At 72.2% G+C, this 18,550-nt stretch carries 13 protein-coding genes and 2 pseudogenes; 5 read left to right on the forward strand and 10 right to left on the reverse strand.

Translation table 11 applies throughout. The features are described 5' to 3' along the window. Positions 1–89 precede the first annotated feature (89 nt). Positions 90–845, forward strand: coding sequence for a hypothetical protein (locus OHS82_RS38070; protein WP_057581405.1), 756 nt, complete (start codon positions 90–92; stop codon positions 843–845). A gap of 340 nt (positions 846–1,185) precedes the next feature. On the opposite strand, the pseudogene OHS82_RS38075 reads toward OHS82_RS38070, so the two are convergent. The 3 genes and pseudogenes from OHS82_RS38075 to OHS82_RS38085 form a co-directional block, all read right to left on the reverse strand. Continuing rightward, positions 1,186–1,467, reverse strand: a pseudogene (locus OHS82_RS38075) (sigma-70 family RNA polymerase sigma factor); the annotation flags it as partial. Between the two features lie 139 nt (positions 1,468–1,606). After that, positions 1,607–2,278 (reverse strand): MFS transporter, encoded by a 672-nt coding sequence (locus OHS82_RS38080; RefSeq protein ID WP_328435509.1) that lies wholly within the window; start codon positions 2,276–2,278, stop codon positions 1,607–1,609. After that, entirely contained in the window at positions 2,278–2,598 is a 321-nt protein-coding gene (locus tag OHS82_RS38085) for an MFS transporter (RefSeq protein ID WP_328435511.1), read from the reverse strand. The genes OHS82_RS38080 and OHS82_RS38085 overlap by 1 nt, the downstream gene beginning before the upstream one ends. An 803-nt stretch (positions 2,599–3,401) precedes the next feature. On the opposite strand from OHS82_RS38085, the gene OHS82_RS38090 reads away from it, so the two are divergent. After that, the gene (locus OHS82_RS38090; protein WP_057581409.1) at positions 3,402–4,586 is read left to right on the forward strand and encodes a polyketide synthase; all 1,185 of its coding nucleotides are present in this window, start codon (positions 3,402–3,404) and stop codon (positions 4,584–4,586) included. Positions 4,587–4,637: 51 nt separating this feature from the next. Here OHS82_RS38090 and OHS82_RS38095 read toward each other — a convergent pair whose 3' ends face one another. Both OHS82_RS38095 and OHS82_RS38100 read right to left on the reverse strand, forming a co-directional pair. Continuing rightward, positions 4,638–6,800, reverse strand: coding sequence for an ATP-binding SpoIIE family protein phosphatase (locus OHS82_RS38095; RefSeq protein WP_057581411.1), 2,163 nt, complete (start codon positions 6,798–6,800; stop codon positions 4,638–4,640). A 206-nt stretch (positions 6,801–7,006) separates the two neighbouring features. After that, on the reverse strand, positions 7,007–7,750 hold the full coding sequence (locus OHS82_RS38100; RefSeq protein WP_328435514.1) for a class I SAM-dependent DNA methyltransferase: 744 nt from the start codon (positions 7,748–7,750) through the stop codon (positions 7,007–7,009). Positions 7,751–7,972: 222 nt separating this feature from the next. On the opposite strand from OHS82_RS38100, the pseudogene OHS82_RS38105 reads away from it, so the two are divergent. Continuing rightward, positions 7,973–11,160: pseudogene (locus OHS82_RS38105) on the forward strand (RICIN domain-containing protein). Between the two features lie 205 nt (positions 11,161–11,365). Here the strand turns inward: OHS82_RS38105 and OHS82_RS38110 are convergent. Beyond that, positions 11,366–11,968: a CGNR zinc finger domain-containing protein gene (locus tag OHS82_RS38110; RefSeq protein ID WP_328435516.1), complete on the reverse strand. Its 603-nt coding sequence runs from the start codon at positions 11,966–11,968 to the stop codon at positions 11,366–11,368. A gap of 87 nt (positions 11,969–12,055) precedes the next feature. On the opposite strand from OHS82_RS38110, the gene OHS82_RS38115 reads away from it, so the two are divergent. Beyond that, positions 12,056–12,865: an MBL fold metallo-hydrolase gene (locus tag OHS82_RS38115; protein WP_057581803.1), complete on the forward strand. Its 810-nt coding sequence runs from the start codon at positions 12,056–12,058 to the stop codon at positions 12,863–12,865. 528 nt (positions 12,866–13,393) lie between these two features. On the opposite strand, the gene OHS82_RS38120 is transcribed toward OHS82_RS38115, so the two are convergent. Continuing rightward, on the reverse strand, positions 13,394–14,047 hold the full coding sequence (locus tag OHS82_RS38120; RefSeq protein ID WP_057581418.1) for an FMN-dependent NADH-azoreductase: 654 nt from the start codon (positions 14,045–14,047) through the stop codon (positions 13,394–13,396). Positions 14,048–14,177: 130 nt separating this feature from the next. Between OHS82_RS38120 and OHS82_RS38125 the strand changes: the two genes are divergently transcribed. Further along, on the forward strand, positions 14,178–14,558 hold the full coding sequence (locus OHS82_RS38125) for a winged helix-turn-helix transcriptional regulator (RefSeq protein ID WP_057581420.1): 381 nt from the start codon (positions 14,178–14,180) through the stop codon (positions 14,556–14,558). Positions 14,559–14,734: 176 nt separating this feature from the next. On the opposite strand, the gene OHS82_RS38130 is transcribed toward OHS82_RS38125, so the two are convergent. From OHS82_RS38130 to OHS82_RS38140, 3 genes are all read right to left on the reverse strand, one after another. Then, the gene (locus OHS82_RS38130) at positions 14,735–15,403 is read right to left on the reverse strand and encodes a YceI family protein (RefSeq protein ID WP_057581422.1); all 669 of its coding nucleotides are present in this window, start codon (positions 15,401–15,403) and stop codon (positions 14,735–14,737) included. A gap of 235 nt (positions 15,404–15,638) precedes the next feature. Continuing rightward, complete coding sequence (locus tag OHS82_RS38135) at positions 15,639–17,063, reverse strand: family 43 glycosylhydrolase (protein ID WP_057581804.1); 1,425 nt, start codon at positions 17,061–17,063, stop codon at positions 15,639–15,641. Positions 17,064–17,326: 263 nt separating this feature from the next. Further along, positions 17,327–18,364: a helix-turn-helix transcriptional regulator gene (locus OHS82_RS38140; protein WP_057581424.1), complete on the reverse strand. Its 1,038-nt coding sequence runs from the start codon at positions 18,362–18,364 to the stop codon at positions 17,327–17,329. Between the last annotated feature and the right edge of the window lie 186 nt (positions 18,365–18,550).

An 18,550-nucleotide genomic window follows, 5' to 3' on the forward strand; every position in this document is an offset into this window, starting at 1 on the left:
TCGACACAACCAGCTGCCCGTGACGGGGAGAAGGCGCCCCGTCCACGAGTGGAGACGCACAAGCCACCGAGGCGAACTGGAGCCAAGCCATGAACCTGCACCCGGTCGAGATCAAGGTCAACGTAGAGGGCGACGTCTCCGCGGCGCTGTCGGCCCTCGGGGGGACCCAGGACGCGATGGCGACGCGTCTCATCTGGTTCGCCGAAGAGGCGAAAGGCGTGGCCGAGGGGCGGCTTCCGCTTCTGGACAGCGGCGGGATCATACGGTTCAGAATCGGTGCCGCTTCGGACGACCTGACCGTCAAGCTGCGCCCGTGCACTGTTGCACAACTGATCGGCCGGTTCTCCGAGGCCTTCAAGGAGGAACCTTTCACCTACAAGATCGAGGAGGACTGGTCGGCGGCGGGCCGGGTGCTCGCGGCCTCCGCGGTGCGTACGTGTTCCCCGGGGACTCTGTCGGACGCGGTGGAACCCGGAGCAGATCCCACCCGTGCGATCGACGCCCTGCAGAAGCAGTTCCTGTCCACCTGCGGGCCCGCGGTTCCGCTCGACGGGCTGGTCGCGCTGGGCCCTGTCCTCTCGGCGAAGGCCGACGACGTTCCGCTCGACGACCTCGAGGTGGACCTGGAGACGTGGTCGGCCGTCGATCTCGAGTTCCTGGAGGTGTCCTTGCGAGTGAAGCCCAAGGACGAGGACGACGCCGAGAAGCTGACCGCCAGGGCGGAGCGTAAACAGCGGAAGCTGGAGGACGCGGTGCGCGAGCGCGGGGTGACCCTCTCCGAGAATTCGGAGAACAAGACTCGCCGCATTCTCACCGCCTTGACGCAGGCGGTACGAACCAGCTGAGGCGGTGCCTGAGTTGGCCGTGCAGCACCGACTTATGACAGTTGCGGTGCGGTCCGCCAAGGCGAACTCGTCACGGGTGACGCTGAAGTGGCCGCCCCCCGGTGCAGGTGCCGTCCTCGTGCAGGAAGAACGGTTCGATCAGCGCCCACAAGCCGTCGTCCACGATCCACGAAGGCTATGACCTGCACGTTTCATGGGCCGTATCGAAGAGCTTCGGCGCGCCCCGACCGGAGAACCGGAGAACCTGCGTATTCGATTGCGTAGTTCCACCGGAGCCTCCGGTAGACAGCGTGGGGAGACTCGCCCATGAGCTTCCTGACGAAGCCGTGGTGTCACGCCGGATGTCGAGGGCAGGGGTGAGCGCCGCCCCGGGATCCTCGCTCGGCGTGCCCAGCCCGGACGGCAACGGCCGCCGCGCCCGGCCCTCCAGCGCGGTCATGCAGGCGTTGGTCGCGATCCGGTACAGCCAGGTCCGCACGGACGCGCGTGTGCGGTCGTACCGGTCGTGGGCCTTCCAGGCGCGCAGCATCGTCTCCTGCACCAGGTCTTCGGCCTCGTGGAACGAGCCCAGCATCCGGTAGCAGCAGACCAGCAGTTCACCCCGGTACGGCTCGAAGTCCACGGGCCCGTCATGGCGCAGCGGGGAGACATGCGGACCGTCGCACCGACAGCCGCGCAGCCGGAAGCCGGTGGCCGGTGGCGACCGTGGGCCCGGGCAAGGTGAGCGGGGTGCCCTTCGCCGGTACGCCCCGTTGCCGGATTCATCGCCAGAGGAAAGCGGGAGCGGCTGCCACGGCGCCCAGGCCCGCCACGAAGTTCGCGATCACCAGCAGCCAGGTGTGCGGGGCGAGCGCGAGCAGCAGCGGGGGCCTCGCCATCAGGCCCATCAGCGCGCAGCCGACCAGGATCGCCCGCCGGGGCCGCCAGCTCAGCGACAGCACGCCGCCGGCGACCGCCCCGAGCGAGGACGCGGCGACGGCCAGGCCCCAGCCGGTGCGGCCGATTCCGGTGGTGTCGGCGACGGCCGGGCCCAGCACGGTGAACGAGGCGGTGACGCCGGCGTTGAGGAAGCAGAAGGCCACCACGATCACGCACACCCAGGTGCGCGAGGTGAACTCACGCCAGCCGACGCGCAGTTCGTGCACGATGCCGGCCCTGGGCGAGGGCGGCGCGGCCTTCACGCGGACCAGCGCGAAGGGCACGGCGGCGAGCGCGAAGCTGAGGGCGTCGACGGTCAGGCCCCAGCCGGGGCCGACCGCGACGACCAGGAGGCCGCCCAGCGAGGCGCCGACGATCGCCGCGCTGCTGCCCGCGATCCGGGAGAGCGCGAGGGCGGCGCGGCGGGCCTCGGCCGGCACGGTCTGGGGCAGCAGGGCCTGGGCGGCGGGTTGGTAGCAGGAACTCGACGCCCCGTTGACCGCGGCGAGCGCCATCAGCAAGGGATGGCGGCGTGGTGGGTGAGGACCAGGGCAGCGACCACCGCCTGGCTCGCGGCGCTGACCACGCTGCTGCCGACCAGCAGCCGGCCGCGCGGCAGCAGGTCCGCCAACACCCCGCCGTACAGCAGGAAGACGATGCCGGTGAGGGAGTGGGCGCCGACCACCAACCCGAGCGAGCCGACCGAGCCGGTGGCGTCGAGCACGGCGAAAGCCAGGGCGATCGGCGCCGCTCCGTTGCCGAGCAGATTGGCCGTCGTACCGATGAAGAGGTGACGGAACGGGCGGTGGCGCATGGGCACCGGGGCGGCTGACATGCGCCTGATCGTCGGAACCGGGCGGCGCGTCCGTCACCGGGATATAGGACGGGCACCGGTCCCGGCGGGCCTGGTCTTCTTCGTCCGGTTGCCGACGGCTGCCGAGTCCGTGCCGGTACGTCTGTAGCCGCCGACGTAGCTCGAGGCGGCCGCCGCCCGGCTGGTTCCGTGCTGACTTCGGCGGCCGGGATCGTGGAAAGCCACAGGTCCAAGGGTGTCCCACCAGGTCGCGCACCCGAGTGGCTCGGTGCGAACGTCAAGGTGACAGCGCGTGGGAAGTCCGTTGAAAGGTGTCTCCGGCGTCTGCTGGGGGAAACTGCGCGACGCCCGGCAGGTCCCCCGAACGAGGCTGATCCGGTCGCGCGGACACGGCGGCCGCCGGGAGGACGTCCGCTCCCCCCCGCGGGGGTGGGTCGGGGCCTCGTCCGGAGAGTCGTGGTCACCGCGTGATCAAGATCGGCTGACCGCGCCACCTCCGTCGCCCCGGGGGCGGCGCCGCGTGTGGGGAGGTGCTCGCGAGCCGGGTGAGGGCACCGTCGGGGCGGAGGCTGACGGCAGGTCAGGTCGCGGATGCGGAGTCGCGCCGAAAGTCCCCGTTGTCGCGATGTGTGCGGTATCACGCACTTCAAGGGTCGCCCAAGTTGTGTGAGTCACAGCGGAAATGTCCCTTTGGCGTCCATGCTCGACACGCACACAGCGACTCCCGAAGCGGAGCCCCTCGGCATGGGCGCGAAGTTCCGAAGTGGCCCATGACGCCGTCCTCGTGACGTTCCTCCTCGTTCCCCTCGAAAGGGTGCACCATCATGGCCGCTTACCTCTGTCCCCCTGCCGTGATCCACGGCGAGCACACTGTGCGGACCAGCCAGATCGTGGCGGAGGTCCGCGACCGGCACCCGCACGCGCCGTGGGCCCCGCGGATCGACGGCATCGCCGCAAGCACGGGCATAGAGACCCGTGGCTGGATGCTGCCGCTGGAGACCGCCGTCGCGCCCGGCGACGGCGGCGGCCTGCGGACCTGCGGTGTCGGACCCGCCCAAGAGGCGCTGGCACGCGACGGGTTCAGCCCGCAGGACGTGGACCGCGTGATCGCAGCCCTCGAAGCGATACCCGCGCCGCAGACCGTCCAGGAGCGCACCGCGCCGGCCTGGGAGGCCGTGCAGTCCTACGGGGAGCGCGCGGCCCGCGGGGCCCTGCAGATCGCCGGCCTGGACGCCGCGGACGTCGACTGCCTGATCACCAGTCACTCCACCACCCCGGCGCTGCCGGGTCTGGATCTCGCCCTGTCCAACAGGCTCGGGCTCCGCAACGACACGATGCTGCTGCCGGCCACGCAGTGGGCCTGTGTCGCGGGGACCCGCTCCCTGGCGCTGGCGGCGGACCTCGTGGCCGCGGACCCCGACCGCGTGGTCCTGGTCGTGATCTCGGAGGCGCTGAGCACGACCTACCAGCCCGCGGACGACACCCTGGAGTCCCTGATCGTCCGGCTGCTGTTCGCGGACACCGCGGTAGCTGCGGTGGTCACGGGCCGCCCGAGGCACGAGTCGGTGCTGAGGCTCGACGCCGCCTGGCATCACACCCTGCCCGGCACCCAGGACCTGCACCGCCTGGAGACGCGGGCCGACGGCGCCCACTTCGTGATGGACCGCCGCGGGCCGCGCGCCGTGCAGGAGACGGTCACCGCGATGTGGGAGTGGCTGCGCGTCCGCTACGAGGACGCCCCCGACGCCTGGCACCCCGACGTGCTGCTGGCGCACCCCGGCGGGACCCGGGTGCTGGAGTACATGGAGCAGACGATGCCCGACACCTGGCCGTCGGGTCTGCTGGACCACAGCCGGGAGAGTTACACCAGCGGCAACCGCGGAGGCGCCGCCGTCTTCGACATCCTGAGGCGGGCGCACGACGCCGGCCAGAAGTCGGGCGATCGCGCCGTCCTGTACGCGGCGGCGCCGGGACTCACCGCCACCGCCCTGGAAGGGGAGTGGCTGTAGGGCGCGCCCGCGCCTGGTCGCCGTACCGCCCCGGCCTGCCCGGCTGCCGTCTCACCTCGCGACTTCCGCCCAGACCACCTTGCCGGTGTCCGTCCACCGCACCCCCCACCGGGTGGTGAGCCGGTGCACGATGTGCAGTCCGCGCCCGCCGTCGTCGAGGAGACCGCCCCGGCTCAGACGCGGCCTGCCGTTGCCGGTGTCGCCCACCTCGCACAGCAGGCCGTCACCGGCCCTGATCAGGCGTACCGTGACGGGGCCCGTGGCGAACCGCACGGCGTTCGTCACCAGCTCGCCGACGAGCAGTGTCACGTCGTCCCGGATGTCGTCCCTGGTGTGCCATCGCCGCAGCAGCGTGTCGACGTGCGCGCGGGCCCGGGCGGGCGCGTCGTCGCGGGCGGGCAGCCGCCAGGTCGCGGTGTCCTCCTTGCGGTAGCCGATCGTGCGCACGAGCAGCAGCGTCACGTCGTCGCGCCTGCGCACGGGCGCCAGCGTGGCGACGAGGTGCCGGGCGGCCTGTTGCAGGGCGTCCCACGGATGCACCGCGGACATGGTGTCGGCCAGCCTGCCGATCCCCTCGTCGATCGACAGGGCCGGGTCCTCCACCAGGCCGTCGGTGTAGAGGGCGAGCAGGGAACCCGGGGGTGCGTCGAACGTGTGGACGTCGAACGGCTCCCGCAGCGCGAACTCGGCGCCGAGGCCGGGGTGAGGGGTGACCGCGAGCGGGCCCGCCCGGCCGTTCGGGAGCACCAGGACCGGCGGGAGATGGCCGGCGCTGGAGAGCGTCACGTGGTGGCCGACCGGGTCGTAGAGGGCGATGCAGCAGGTGGAGCCGAGGGCGCTGTAGCCGGCCGCGAGCCCGGAATCCGCGTCGTCCAGCAAGGTCACGGTCTCGTCCAGGTGCTCCAGCACCTCGTCGGGCGCCAGCCCTGCGGACAGCAGGGCGCGTGCCTCCATGCTCAGCTGGCCCATGGTCGCCGCGGCCCCCAGGCCGTGCCCGACGACGTCTCCGACCACCAGCGCGGTACGCCCGTCGGGCAGCGGAAAGCTGTTCACCCAGTCGCCGCCGACGCCCGCGCTGTCGGGGGTGGCGGGCTGGTAGACGCTGGCGATCTCCATGGTGTGGCCGCTCGTCCGGGGCAACAGCCTGCGCTGCAGCGCCAGCACCTGGGTGTGCTCGCGGTGGTGCTGACGGGCCAGGTCGACGTGATGGGCGGTCCTGGCCACGAGTTCCTGCAGGTCGAACAGCTCGCTGTCGCGGAAGGGGCAGTCCGCCCGCCGCCAGACCTCCGCCACGCCCAGCACGACGGGCGGCCTGCCGTCCAGGACCAGCGGTATGCACGCCACACTCGCCGAGCGGTCGCCCGGCACCAGGGCCCGGATCACCCGGGGACTGCCGAGCAGCCGCTCCACCGCCTCCCGGTCCGGTATGACGATGGCCTGCGGCGCGTCGTCCCGTCGCACCGCCTGCGCCAGGAGGCGGCTCGCGTCGTTCGGAAGATCGTCGCCGGGAGTCGTGTACCCCGCGGGCCACACCCGGTCCGGCACCAGGGCCGCCCGCCGCAGCCGGATGCGCCCCTGTGCGTGCTCGGTGACCCCCTCGCCCGTCCACACGGCGAAGTCGAGGTCGACGGCGGCCACGTCTCCCCACGCCAGCAGGGACTCCGCCAGTGACTGCGCGGTCTCGCCGATGTCGAGCGAGGTGCCGATCGCGGTCTCGGCGGCGTACAGGTGCAGCCGCCTGGCCATGGCGATCAAGGAGACGGTCAGCCCGTGCTGGGGCGCCGCCGCGGGGAGGATGCTCATGGAGACCACCAGCTCCGACCCGTCGTGGCGCCGCAGACGCTGGATGCGGGCGACGTGCGCCTCACCTATGTCCAGGACCTGCCGCAACCGCCGGGTGACCGTGGGCACGTCCCCCGGGGGCAGGAGATCCGCGAACGGGCGTCCGACCGCGGCGTCCAGACCCGTGAACACGGCGGCTTCGAGATTGCAGCGGGTGATCCGCAGATCCCCGTCCAGGCTCACCACGCCGAGGATCTGGTCCTGGCGGTCGGCTGCCGGGTCGTCCGGCGGCTGCGGGCGGGGGGCATGGCCGCCCTGCGCGCCGGCCGATCCTGCGGCCGCTGCCGGGCCACCGCGCGAGGAGTAGCGTCCCAGGGCGCTGCTGAGCAGGTCGAACGGGGATGAGGACGAGGGCGACGGCGTGGAGTCCATGCTGCTCTCTCGGCATTCCCCGGCCCAGCGCCGGGTGCGTTACTCGGACCCGTGCGACGGGGCCCCGAGATCCCTGACCGCACACCTCATTGAATAACACCGGGCGTCGCTTCGCCCACACCAGCGGATCGCGTGACGGACACGGAGGGTGAGGCGGCGCCGCGGGCGAGCGGCCCGTGCGCCCGCCGACGGCCCGGCGGCCGGCCTCAGAGCGGCTTGCGCCACACCGAGATGTGCTTCGTGGAGTCCTGGGTGAACGGTGACCCGTCCCAGTCGGCGACGCGGCGTTCCGGCTCGAGCCCGGCGATCCGTGCCATCAGGTCGAGCTCGGCCGGCCAGGCGTACCGGTGCCGGGAGGCGTCGCGGCGGTAGCGGCCGTCGTCGTCGCCGTCGCGGGTGAGGTGGTGGGAGACGAGGACCTGCTCGACGAGGTCGAAGGTGTCGAAGCCGAGATGCCGCTCGGACACGTCGAACGGCACCGCGACCTGGCCGGGCGGCAGGAACCGCAGCGGCGGTACGTTCAGCTCGACGACGAATCGGCCGCCGGGCGCCAGATGACGTGCGGCGTTGCGGAAGCACTCGACCTGCTCGTCCTGTGTGAGCAGGTTCGTGATGGTGTTGTAGACGAGATAGACCAGGGTGAACGCGCCGTCGACGACGGTGGTGGCCATGTCCCCGACGGTCACCGGGAGGGCTTCCTCGTCGATCTTGCGCCGTAGCCGTGCCGTCATGTGCTCGGACAGTTCGATGCCCGCGACCGGCACGCCGCGTTCCCGGAGCGGGACGCCGACCCGTCCCGTCCCGATGGCGAACTCCAGCGCCCGGCCCTCACCGGCGAGCTCGGCGAGGAAGGCGAGCGTGGGCCCGAGCACGGCGGCCGAGGACATCGTGGTCTCCTCGGCGTCGTAGCGGTCGGCGGTCGCTCGCGTCCACAGTTCGCTGCTCGTCATGGGCCGTCACTCTGCCGGGCGCCGCAGGGTGCTGTCGACGGGTTTCGTCGCCCGCGGCACACGGATGCAAGCGCTTTGCGGATGTATCGGACGCCGGGAGGCCGGCCCCCGCGTTCCGACTCGTCCGCCGTCTTGACGAGTTCATGGCCATCCTCAAGCATGCCCAGAGCGCGATTCCTTCTGTTCGGTTCTGTTCGGCTCTGTGTTGTGAAAGGGAGTGCTGTGTCCCCTCGGCATCGCATCGTCCGGGCGCTGGCGTCCGCGGTTCCCCTGGCGCTCGGCGCGAGTCTCGTGGTCGCCGCGCCCGCGGCGAGCGCTGATCCGACGCCGCGGAGCGCGGTCACCGTACACATCGACCCCTCCTACCGGCAGCAGGAGTTCGAGGGCTGGGGCACCAGCCTCGTCTGGTTCGCCAACGCCACGGGCCGCTACCCCGACCCCATCCGACGACGCCTGGTGGACATGCTGTTCGGTGGGACGGCCTCGGCCTCACCATCGCCCGGTACAACATCGGCGGCGGCAACGCTCCGGACGTCCGCACGGACTACATGAAGCCGGGCGCCACCATGGAGGGCTTCTGGAAGGCTCCCGACGGCACCACGCGGCAGGACGTCGACTGGTGGGACCCGAACGACCCAGACCACTGGAACCCGGACGCCGACGCCGGCCAGCGCTGGTGGGTGGATCAGATCAAGGACAAGGTCAGCCGGTGGGAGGCCTTCAGCAACTCGCCGCCCTGGTTCCAGACCGTCAGCGGATACGTCTCCGGAGGCTTCGACGCGAGCGCCGACCAGATCCGCGCCGACCGCGTCGACGACTTCGCCACGTACCTCACCGAGGTGACCGAGCGTCTGGAGCAGGCGCACGGGATCGAGTTCGACACCATCGACCCCCTCAACGAGCCCAACACCCCTTACTGGGGGACCCAGATCGGCGCGGACGGACGGCCCACGGGCGGACGCCAGGAGGGCGCCCACGCCGGACCGGAGCTTCAGCAGAAAGTGGTCCTCGCGCTCGACAAGGCACTCCGGGGCGCGAAGACGAACGCGCGGATCTCCGCGATGGACGAGACCAACCCCACCCTGTTCACCCAGAACTGGAACGCCTACGGTGCGCCCGCCCGCGCCGCCGTCGACCAGCTCAACGTGCACACCTACGGCACGGGCATGCGCACCAGCGCACGCGACATCGCCAAGGGCGCGGACAAGAAACTGTGGATGAGCGAGGTCGAGGGCACCTGGGGCACCGGCACCGACTTCACCGGCATGGAGCCGGGGCTCGGCATGGCCACCCGGATGGTCGAGGACATGCGTGAACTGGAGCCCTCGGCCTGGGTGTTCTGGCAGCCGATCGAGGACGCGATCCCTCAGGCCGCGGCGGGCAAGAACTGGGGCAGCATCCACGTGCCGTTCAACTGCACGGCCGAGGACACCCTGCAGACCTGCCCGATCCGCACCAACTCCAAGTTCCACACCATCCGAAACTTCACCCACTACATCCGTCCGGGCGATCACTTCGTGAAGGCCGACGAACCGTCGAGCGTCGCCGCGGTGCAGAGCTCCGGCCGTACGGCCACCGTCGTGCACGTCAACGGCGGCACCTCCGCGCGCTCGGTCACCCTCGACCTCTCCCGCTTCGGCAGGGTCGCCAGAGGGGCCTCCGTCACGCCCGTGGTGACGAGCGCCGACGGCGCCCTCGTACGCGGCACGCCGGTCCGCGTGGCCGACCGGTCGGCCACGCTCGTCGTCCCCGCCAAGTCGGTCACGACGTTCCTCGTCGACGGGGTCGGCGGCGTGGCGCGGAACGCCGCGCTCGTCCAGCCCGGGCACGTCTACCGACTCCAGGGGGCCCAGAGCGGCAAGTCGCTCGCGCCCTCGGACGCCGGCAGCGGCGTCGTACTGCGCACCGACGACGCCGGCAGTGCACAACAGCTCTGGTTCGTACGCAAGTTGACGCGCGGCATCGACAACCGTGAGCGCTACGCCCTTGCCCGCACCGGGACCGGCGAACTGCTCACCGTGCGCGACGGCCAGGCCGTTCTGGAGCAGCCGCAGAAGGACGGGGTCGCCGAAGCCGCACAGTGGATCATGTCGACGACCGGCGACGGCACATGGACGTTCGTCAACGCCGCCACCGGCCGGCTGCTCGACGTCGCCGGGCAGTCGACCGCGGACGGGGCCAAGGTGTCCACCTACACACCGACCTCCGCGGCGAACCAGCGCTGGTCCGTGATCGACGAGACGGTCCTGCGCACCGAGCCCGCCGACGCGTTCACCGTCCCGGGTCTGCGGCCCGAACTGCCGAAGACGGTGACGCCGGTGTTCCGCGACGGCGCCCGTGGCGCGCTCCCCGTGGTGTGGAGGCTTCCGTCCGACCGGACGTGGCGCGCTCCCGGGACGGTGCGGGTCAGGGGGGAGGCGACCGACCCCCTCGGGCGGAGGCTCCCGGCGGTCGCGGTCGTCACCGTCGACACGATCGCCTCGACCCTCGTGGGCCGCGCGAAGACCTACGTCGGCGGTACGCCGGACCTCCCGGCCACCGTCGTCGGCGTCGGCCGCCACGGCGGCCGGGTCGACCTTCCGGTGACGTGGGACCCGGCGCCCGAGGGGTCGTTCGACGGGACCGGAGTCGTCGCCCTGCGCGGCGTCGCCCGCATCGTGGGCGGCGGCACGATCGACGCGACGGCGCGCGTGCAGGTCACGGAACCCGTGCAGACCAACATCGCCGCGGACGACGGCGTGTCCGTCGCGGCCACGTTCACCGAGAGCGGGTACTCCGCGGAGCGCCTGCGCAACGGGGACCTGTCCGAGAAGGCCTGGTCCAACTGGAAACCGGGGACCGCCAAGAACCCCTCCGACACGATCACCTTCACCCTTCCCGGGGCGCGCGACCTGAGCCGGATCGTCACGCACTTCTACCGGGACGGGAGCAGCGCCTCGTTCCCCGAGACGCTGAAGGTGCAGGTCCGGCCGGCCGCCACCGGGGCATGGGCGGACGCGAGCGGCCCGGTCGCGGTCGGTGGCGAGGGCGCGCCGGTGGTCGACGTCCCCGTGACGGCGAAGGCGGCGTCCGCGGTGCGGGTCGTCATGACCGCGCGCCCGGGCGGCTACCTCACCGCGAGCGAGATCGAGGTGTTCGCCAAGGTCCCGGGAGTCGCCGCGGACGCCGCCGCCGCATCCGTCGAGGTGTCCGGCAAGCCGGTCGCGTCGTTCGACCCGGAGACCACCGCCTACCGGGTCGTCACCGGCGCACCGGGCCGCAGCCTTGTCACGGCGACGGCCCGCGACCCCTACGCGAAGGTCGCCGTCGCGTACCGCGACGAGCCCGGCGGACGATCGGCGATCGTCACCGTGACCGGCGAGGACGGATCGCAGACCCGCACCTACCGGATCCACCTCGTCCGAGGCTGAGGCCGAGCGGGCGGCAGGTCGCGGCGCGGGTGGCCGAGCGGGAGGGCGGTCGGCTGTGCGGGCGGGCGGGCGGTTGGCCTTGGGGGCGGGGGCGCGGCCGGGCGCGGGCCCGTGCCGTGGCTCCGCAGCCGGGACCGCTCTCTCGAACGGCGCCGTCCGGTGGGTGGCCGGGGCGTCGACGGCGACGGGCGGCGCACCCGGTCGCTCAGCCGGTGCTCTCCGGCCGGGTGCGGCGTGCGTAGGCGCGGGCCGCGCGGGCGCGGTCGCCGCATCGGGTCGAACACCAGTGGCGGCGGCCGTGGCGCAGCAGGTAGCGGGTGCAGGGGGTGGAGCCGCAGGCGGTGAGGCGCTCGGCGTCGGCTCCGGTGAGCAGATCTGCGGCGTCGGCGGCGAGGGCCGCGAGGGCGTGGTCGACGATCCGGTCCGTGGGGTGCGGGGTCGCGCGGTGGAAGCCGCTGCGCTCGTCCCACCGCAGGAGCGGGGCGGCCGGCGCCCCGGTCAGGGCGTCGTTGACGGCGGTCAGGGCGGTGGGCGGGGCCGGGAGCGCGGCGACGCGCGAGGCGAACAGGGTGCGGACCTGCTCCCGCAGGGAGCGCAGTCGCCCGGCGCAGAACTCCTGCAGTCCGGCGTCCGCCGGTGCGAGGTCGTGAGCCGCGAGCCACCGGTCGGCCCCGGAGGGCGTGCCGAGGTAGTCGGCGAACCGGCCGCCGGTCAGCGCGACGGTGCTGTTGACGAGGGCCAGGGCCGGGTGCTGTTCCTCGCCCGGCGCAGGCGGTGCGGCGGGTTCGGTGGTCGCGGACGCATCCATGACTCTCATGGTACGGCTTGCCTGTATCCGTGAGAAGCGACTACGGTTCCTCACGGATAAAGTCTTCTCATCCGTGAGGTGTTCTTCGTGACGTCTTCTGTCGAAACCGTCGAGCCGTTCCCCGTCCGCGTCTTCGGCGGCCCGACCGCCCTGTTCGAGTACGGCGGCCTGCGCCTCCTCACCGACCCCACCTTCGACGACCCCGGCGACTACCCGGCGCCGGGCGGGCCGTCGCTCACCAAGACCGCGCCCGCCGCCGGCGGCCCCGCCGACCTCGGCCCCGTCGACGTGGTCCTGCTCTCGCACGACGAGCACGCCGACAACCTCGACCGCTCCGGCCGCGCCCTTCTCGCCGAGGTGCCGCTCACCCTCACGACCCCGGGCGGCGGCGAGCGCCTCGGCGACCGTGCCAGGGGGCTGGCCGACTGGGAGTCCGTCGCACTGGACCGGCCCGGCGGCGGCACTGTCACCGTGACCGGTGTTCCCGCCGTGCACGGCCCCGGTCCGCGGGAGGAGATCGAGCCGGTCTCCGGACAGGTCGTCGGCTTCGTGCTGACCGGCGACGGACTGCCCACCGTGTACGTCAGCGGTGACAACGCCTCCCTGGACGCGGTCCGGGAGACGGCCGCCCGATTCGGGCCGGTGGACACCGCGGTCCTCTTCGCCGGCGCGCCCCGCATCGCCGGCCTCTACGACGGAGCAGCCCTCGTCCTGGACAGCGCCCAGGCGGCCGAGGCCGCGCGGATCCTCGGCGCCCGCCGCGTGGTCCCGGTCCACTACGACAGCTGGGCTCATTTCACCGAGGGCCGCGAGGAGCTGCAGCGCGCCTTCGCCGCCGCCGGGCTGGCCGACCGCCTTGACTGGGGGAGCGGCGGCCGTCCGACGGACCGGTCGTGACCCACCGCCACGAGCCTCCCCCGGGGCGGACGTCCGAGGCGGGTCCCAGCTCTGTCCGCGGATCAGCGGCAGTGGCGGGGGCCGCATTCGGTGGGCGCCGACGACGTCCGGCACCTGGACCGCGAGGAGAGCATCCGTTTCCTGCTCACCATCGTCCCGGGGGACGGCCGGTGAACCGGGTGCCCGAACTGCACGGCGAGCACCTGCGCCTGCGGGAACTGCGCGCCGACGATCACGAACCTTCACGCGGATCCTGACCCACCGTCTGCTCACCCGCTACCTCGGCATCGACCGCATGGACTCCGGCCGGGCCCACGACGCGTTCGCCCAGGCCCTGGCCCAGCCCCACGCGCACCCACGCCGCAAGGACACCTTGGCCGTCTGCGCCCCCGACGACGACACCCTCACCGGCACCATGGGTTGCTCGTCGAGGACTACGGCAGCAACGCGATGCTCACCAGCCCGGGCACCCGCTGCGGCACGCAGCACTCACTGTCCGGCTTCGAGCGTGATCGGCCGGGCCCTTTCCTAGGCGGCGGCCTTTGCGGCGGCTGCCTTGCCCTTGGTGACGGCCTCCTCGTGAGCCCTGGCCTTCGAGGCCTCGGCCAGCGGGATCAGCTCGGCCATGGCCGGGTTGGAGTGGGCGGAGGTGAGCTCGGGGACGATGAACTCGACCGTCATGCCGAGCATGTCGCCCAGGACCGCCTGCAGGTAGTTCTGTACGTACTCGTAGCCCTCGCGCGGAGAGCCCGGGGCGTAGGAGCCGCCCCGGCTGGCCACCACGTAGACCGGGGTGCCCCGGACCGACGATGCCTCGGCCGGCGCGGTGCGGCCCATGAGGATCACCTGGTCGAGCCAGGCCTTCAGCGTCGAGGGGATCGTGAAGTTGAGCATCGGCGCGCCGATCAGAACGGCGTCCGCGTTCTCCAGCTGTTCGATCAGCTCGAGCCGTGGGGCGAAGGCCGCGGCCTGTTCGGCGGTGTGGTCGGCCGGCGCGGCGAACCCGGCGGACGCGGTGAGGGCGTCCAGGTGTGGCACGGGGTCGGTCGCCAGGTCCCGGTGGATCACCGTGCCGTCGGGGTGCTGGTCCTCCCATGCCCGGCGGAAGGCCGCCGTGACCGAACGCGAGGTGGAGGCGGACTCGGGGAAGAGCGACGAGTCGAGGTGCAGCAGCGTGGCCATGAGAAGTCTCCGAAGTGAAGGGACGGCATGACTGGACGTCGGTAAGGAGCTGCCGTTCCGTGTGGAACTATTGATAGCACAGTCGCTTACTTTTTCTCAGCTCCTTGGCCTGTTGTCGTACACTTCCGGCATGGAGGAAGCGGCCAGGGAGTCCTGCAAACCGGTGGACGGCGGGCTCACGCGCGTCTTCGTGTTGCTCGGCAAGCGCTGGACCGGCCTGATCGTGGCCGTGCTGATGGAGCGCCCGGTGCACTTCTCCGACCTGTGCCGCGCCATTCCGGGCATCAGTGAGCGCATGCTGTCGGACCGGCTGAGCGAGCTGGGCGCCGCCGGTCTGGTGGTGCGCGAGGTGGACGCGGGGCCGCCGCTGCGCGTCGCCTACCGGCTCACCGAGGCCGGTGTGGCCCTCGGGCCGGCCCTGGCCGAGCTGCAGGAGTGGGCGGGGCGCTATCTGCCGGAGGCGCAGCACGGCGGATGCCCCCGCGCGACGACCGGCGCACCGGAGAGGTGAGCCGGGCCCGCCCGCGGGCGTGTTCGGAAGGGGCGTCGTCGCGAAGTGGCGTCGTCCGCCTGCCGGGCGGACGGGGCTTTCACCGGACGACCTGGGCGGGAGCGCGGCGCCGACGGCCGTGGTGAGCCCGGGTGAGCTCGGGTGATGCGGGGCTCCGCCGAGGAGCCCGTCCGGGGTCAGCCCGCGTCGGGGGTCCGGATCGCGGCGATGTCGAACTGCAGACGCACCTTCTCGCTCACCATCGCGCCGCCCTCCGCCAGACGCGCGTTGTACGTCAGACCCCAGTCGGAACGGTCGATGGTGGTGGTGCCGTCGAAGCCCGCCCGCTCGTAACCGAACGGGTCGACGACGTGGCCGAGGTAGGTGAGCTCGAGGACGACGGGCCGTGTCACGTTCCTGATGGTGAGGTCGCCGGTCATGCGATAGACGTCGGAGCCCGCGAGCTGCACGGCGGTGCTGGCGAAGCGCATCCGCGGATAGGCCGCCGCGTCCAGGAAGTCGCGGCCGGTCAGATGGGCGTCGCGTTGTTCCACGCCGGTGTCGACGCTGGCGGTGGCCAGCACGATCTCCGCGCGCGAGCGGGCCGGGTCCCGGCCGTCGAAGTAGAGGCGGCTCTCGTAGCGGGTGAAGGCTCCGCGCACCGTGGTCACCAGGGCGTGCCGGACCGAGAAGCCGACACGGCTGTGCGCGGGGTCGATCATCCACTCGCCGGTCAGTGCGGCCAGCGCTGGGTCCGGCCGGCCGTCGGCGTCGGCGGGGGTGAACGCGGCCGGGCCGGCGGGCCGTCGGGGAGCGGCGGAGGGCGCCGAACGCCGAGGGGACGCGCTGCGGGTGAACAGGTTCATGATTCACGTGGTTACTGCACGGCCGACAGGGGCTGCAAGCCCGCGCCCCGGGCGGCGGCCGTCCGAATCAGTACCGAAGGGTTCATAGACGTCCATCGCCGACCGGGGGGTCACGACATCCACACACGGCCGTCACCGAACGAGAAGGGGTCCACCTGACTTCACAGGCCACGAGGGCCGGTGTGCGCGTGGTGGATCCTGGTCGGGAAGTGCGGTGACGGACCGCGGTCGTGGCTTACTGGGTGTAGAAGGTGGCGTCGGCCCGGTCGGTCGCCGTGCTGGGAGCCTGGACGTACAGCAGGTAGTTGTAGTGGCGGATGTAGCGGCCCGGGAGGGCGAACGACTCGTAGGAGACTCCGGCGGAGTCCGCGAGGCCGGGCCGGGCGGTGAAGGAGGCGTCGCCGGCGAACAGCGACGTCCCGTCGTTCTTCTCCACCCACACCTCGCCGTTCTTGTGGCGCAGGTAGTAGCCGGGGAAGTTCGCCGACTCCAGGGAGACGGTGCCGGTGCCCGTGAGTCCGGTGACGACGCGGAACTGCGAGTCGGCGAGTGGGGCGACGTTCGCCTCGATCTTGGCGCGGTAGTCCCAGTGCCGGATGAACCGGTCGGGGAAGTTGTACGAGGACAGCCGGATCGGGGTGAGGCCGTCGGCGACCGGGATGCCGAAGTCGGGCGTGCCGTCGGCCTTCCAGTAGATCTTCTGGACGCGGGTGCGGCGGTTGGGGTCGTTGAGCGGGGAACCGCTGATGTCCTTGTAGCTGCGGTCGTGGTAGACGAGGATGTCGGACTTGCCGTCCTCGGAGACCGTGAACTGGTTGTGCCCCGGGCCGTACTGGCTGGTGGCGGCGTTCCCGGCGAAGACCGGGCCCGTGGACTTGGCCCAGGACGAGGCGCTGAGCAGGTCGGCCGAGGCGGACGCGGTCAGCATGCCCATGCAGTAGTTGGCGTCGGTGGCGCTGGCCGAGAACGTCATGAAGACCTTGCCGCCCCGCTGGATCACGGCCGGACCCTCGTTGACCGTCTCCCCTCCGGCGGTCTCCCACGAGGCGGTCGGCCGGCTGATCATGACCGGGGTGCCGGTGATGGTCCACGGGCTGGACATCTGCGCCAGGTAGATGTTGGTGCCGGGGCCGACGGCCGGGTCGTTCTGCGCCCAGGCGAGGTAGCGGGTGCCGTTGACGGCGAAGGTCGTCGCGTCCAGGGAGAAGGAACTGAGCGGCAGGACGATACGCCCCTTCTCCGTCCAGGTCCCCGTGATCGGGTTCGCGGCGGCGCACTCCAGGACGTAGGGCCGGATGTTCCAGATGTTGTCGGCGTCCCCGGCGGCGAAGTAGATGTACCACGTGCCGTTGATGACGTGGATCTCCGGGGCCCAGATGTGTGCGCCCATCGCACCGCTGGCGTGCTTGGTCCAGATGGTCGTCTCGGGGGCCGCGGTGAGCCCCTGGATCGTGGTGGCGCGGCGCAGCACGATGCGGTCGTACGCCGGCACCGTGGCGGTGAAGTAGTAGAAGCCGTCGGTGTGCTTGTAGATGTGCGGGTCGGCCCGCTGCTCGGCGATGGTGTTCGTGTAGGTCGCACCGGGTGACGCGGGCACGGCGGCGTGAGCGGTACCGGCCGAGACGCCGGTGACGGCGGCCGCGGCCGATCCGGCGATCATGCCGAGGACCGTTCGACGGGTGAGCTCAGGTGTCACGGAGTACTCCCTCTGGTGCGGGGGTGCGGGGGTGCGGGGGTGCGGGGGTGCGGGGGTGCGGGGGTGCGGGGGTGCGGAGATGCCACCCCTTAGCCGTTGTCGATATGTCGAACGACGTTCGTGAACTCGGCCAAAAGATAGGTTCTGCACCTGCCTCGGTCAACACTTCCGTCACGCGAGCGTCCCTGCGTCGCCCGTGACGGCGCCGCGGTGCGGGGGGAGGGGCGTCAGCGGGCCGGCCTGCGTTCGACGAAGTGCTCCAGGTCCTCCGCCGTGGGTCGCAGCAGGCCGTCGCGCAGGGCGAGCGCCGTGGCCTCGGCGCGTGAGGCGCTGCCGGTCTTGCGGAGCAGGTGCTCGACGTGACTGTGCACGGTCCGCGGGGACAGGAACAGCGCCTGGGCGATGGCCTGATTGGTCTGGCCGCGGGCGGCCCGGGTGAGGACCTCCAGCTCGCGCGGGCTCAGGCCGTACGGCAGTTCGGTGGGCGTCTCGGTCACCAGGACGGCGTCCCGGGCCAGCGGCGACCCCGCGGTGGACCGGCTCAGCACCACGCGCCGCCATGCGCGGCCCACCGGCCACAGCGCCCGCAGGCGCAGGCCGCCGGCGGCCGTGAACGCTGTGACCAGACGGGCGAACGCGTCGTCCGCCAGCACCTCGGCGGGCTCACGGCCGGGGAGGTCGATGACGCCCGCCGCCGTGACCAGGCTCGCGCCCGCTCCGGGCGGCAGGTCGTGCACGTCGCTGGTGTGCGCGACCGGGTCGGCGAGGGCCCCCAGGGCGGGCAGCACCGTGGAGAGCAGCCGCCGCGCGTCCGTGTCGTACGCGCCGGGACCCTCGACGGACAGGTTGATCAGGCCGACCAGGCGCCCGTGATGGCGCAGAGCCCCGGTCAGCGCGTCCCGGAAGCCGGCCGGGCGGACCCGCTCGGCGTAGAACCAGCCGTTGCGGAACCGCTGTCCGCCGGACGTCGTGTCCTCCACGTCCTCGGTGATGGACGGGGGCAGCTCCTGCCGGACGACATTGGCGTACCAGGGGGTCGAGGCGAACTCGGCGGCCAGCGACTCGGACGTCCCGGCCGGATAGCCGATGCCCGCGAGCTGCACGTGCGTTCCGGTGCGCGGGTCGATCGCCAGCAGGGTCGCCGCGTCGAGGGGCAGGGCCCGGCCGAGTTCGTCCAGGGCCTGGGCGCAGGCCGAGGCGGTGTCCCGTTCGCGGGTGAGCATGCCGATGCGGGCGGCCGCCGCGAGCTGCTGGTGGCTGATCATGGCGGGCCTCCGGAAACCCACGACCAGGAGTGTCGTTTGGTCCCTAACGGTATGACCCGTCGGGCGGTCCGACAAGCCGTTCGCCGTTTCGTGACCGAAGTGCGCCGACGACCCCCCGCCGCCGGGGCCGGTCGGTATTTGTACGGATGGCGGGACGCGCCGCCCGGGACTTTCCTGTTCGGCACA

The organism is Streptomyces sp. NBC_00425 (genome assembly GCF_036030735.1).
Taxonomy (GTDB): Bacteria; Actinomycetota; Actinomycetes; order Streptomycetales; family Streptomycetaceae; genus Streptomyces.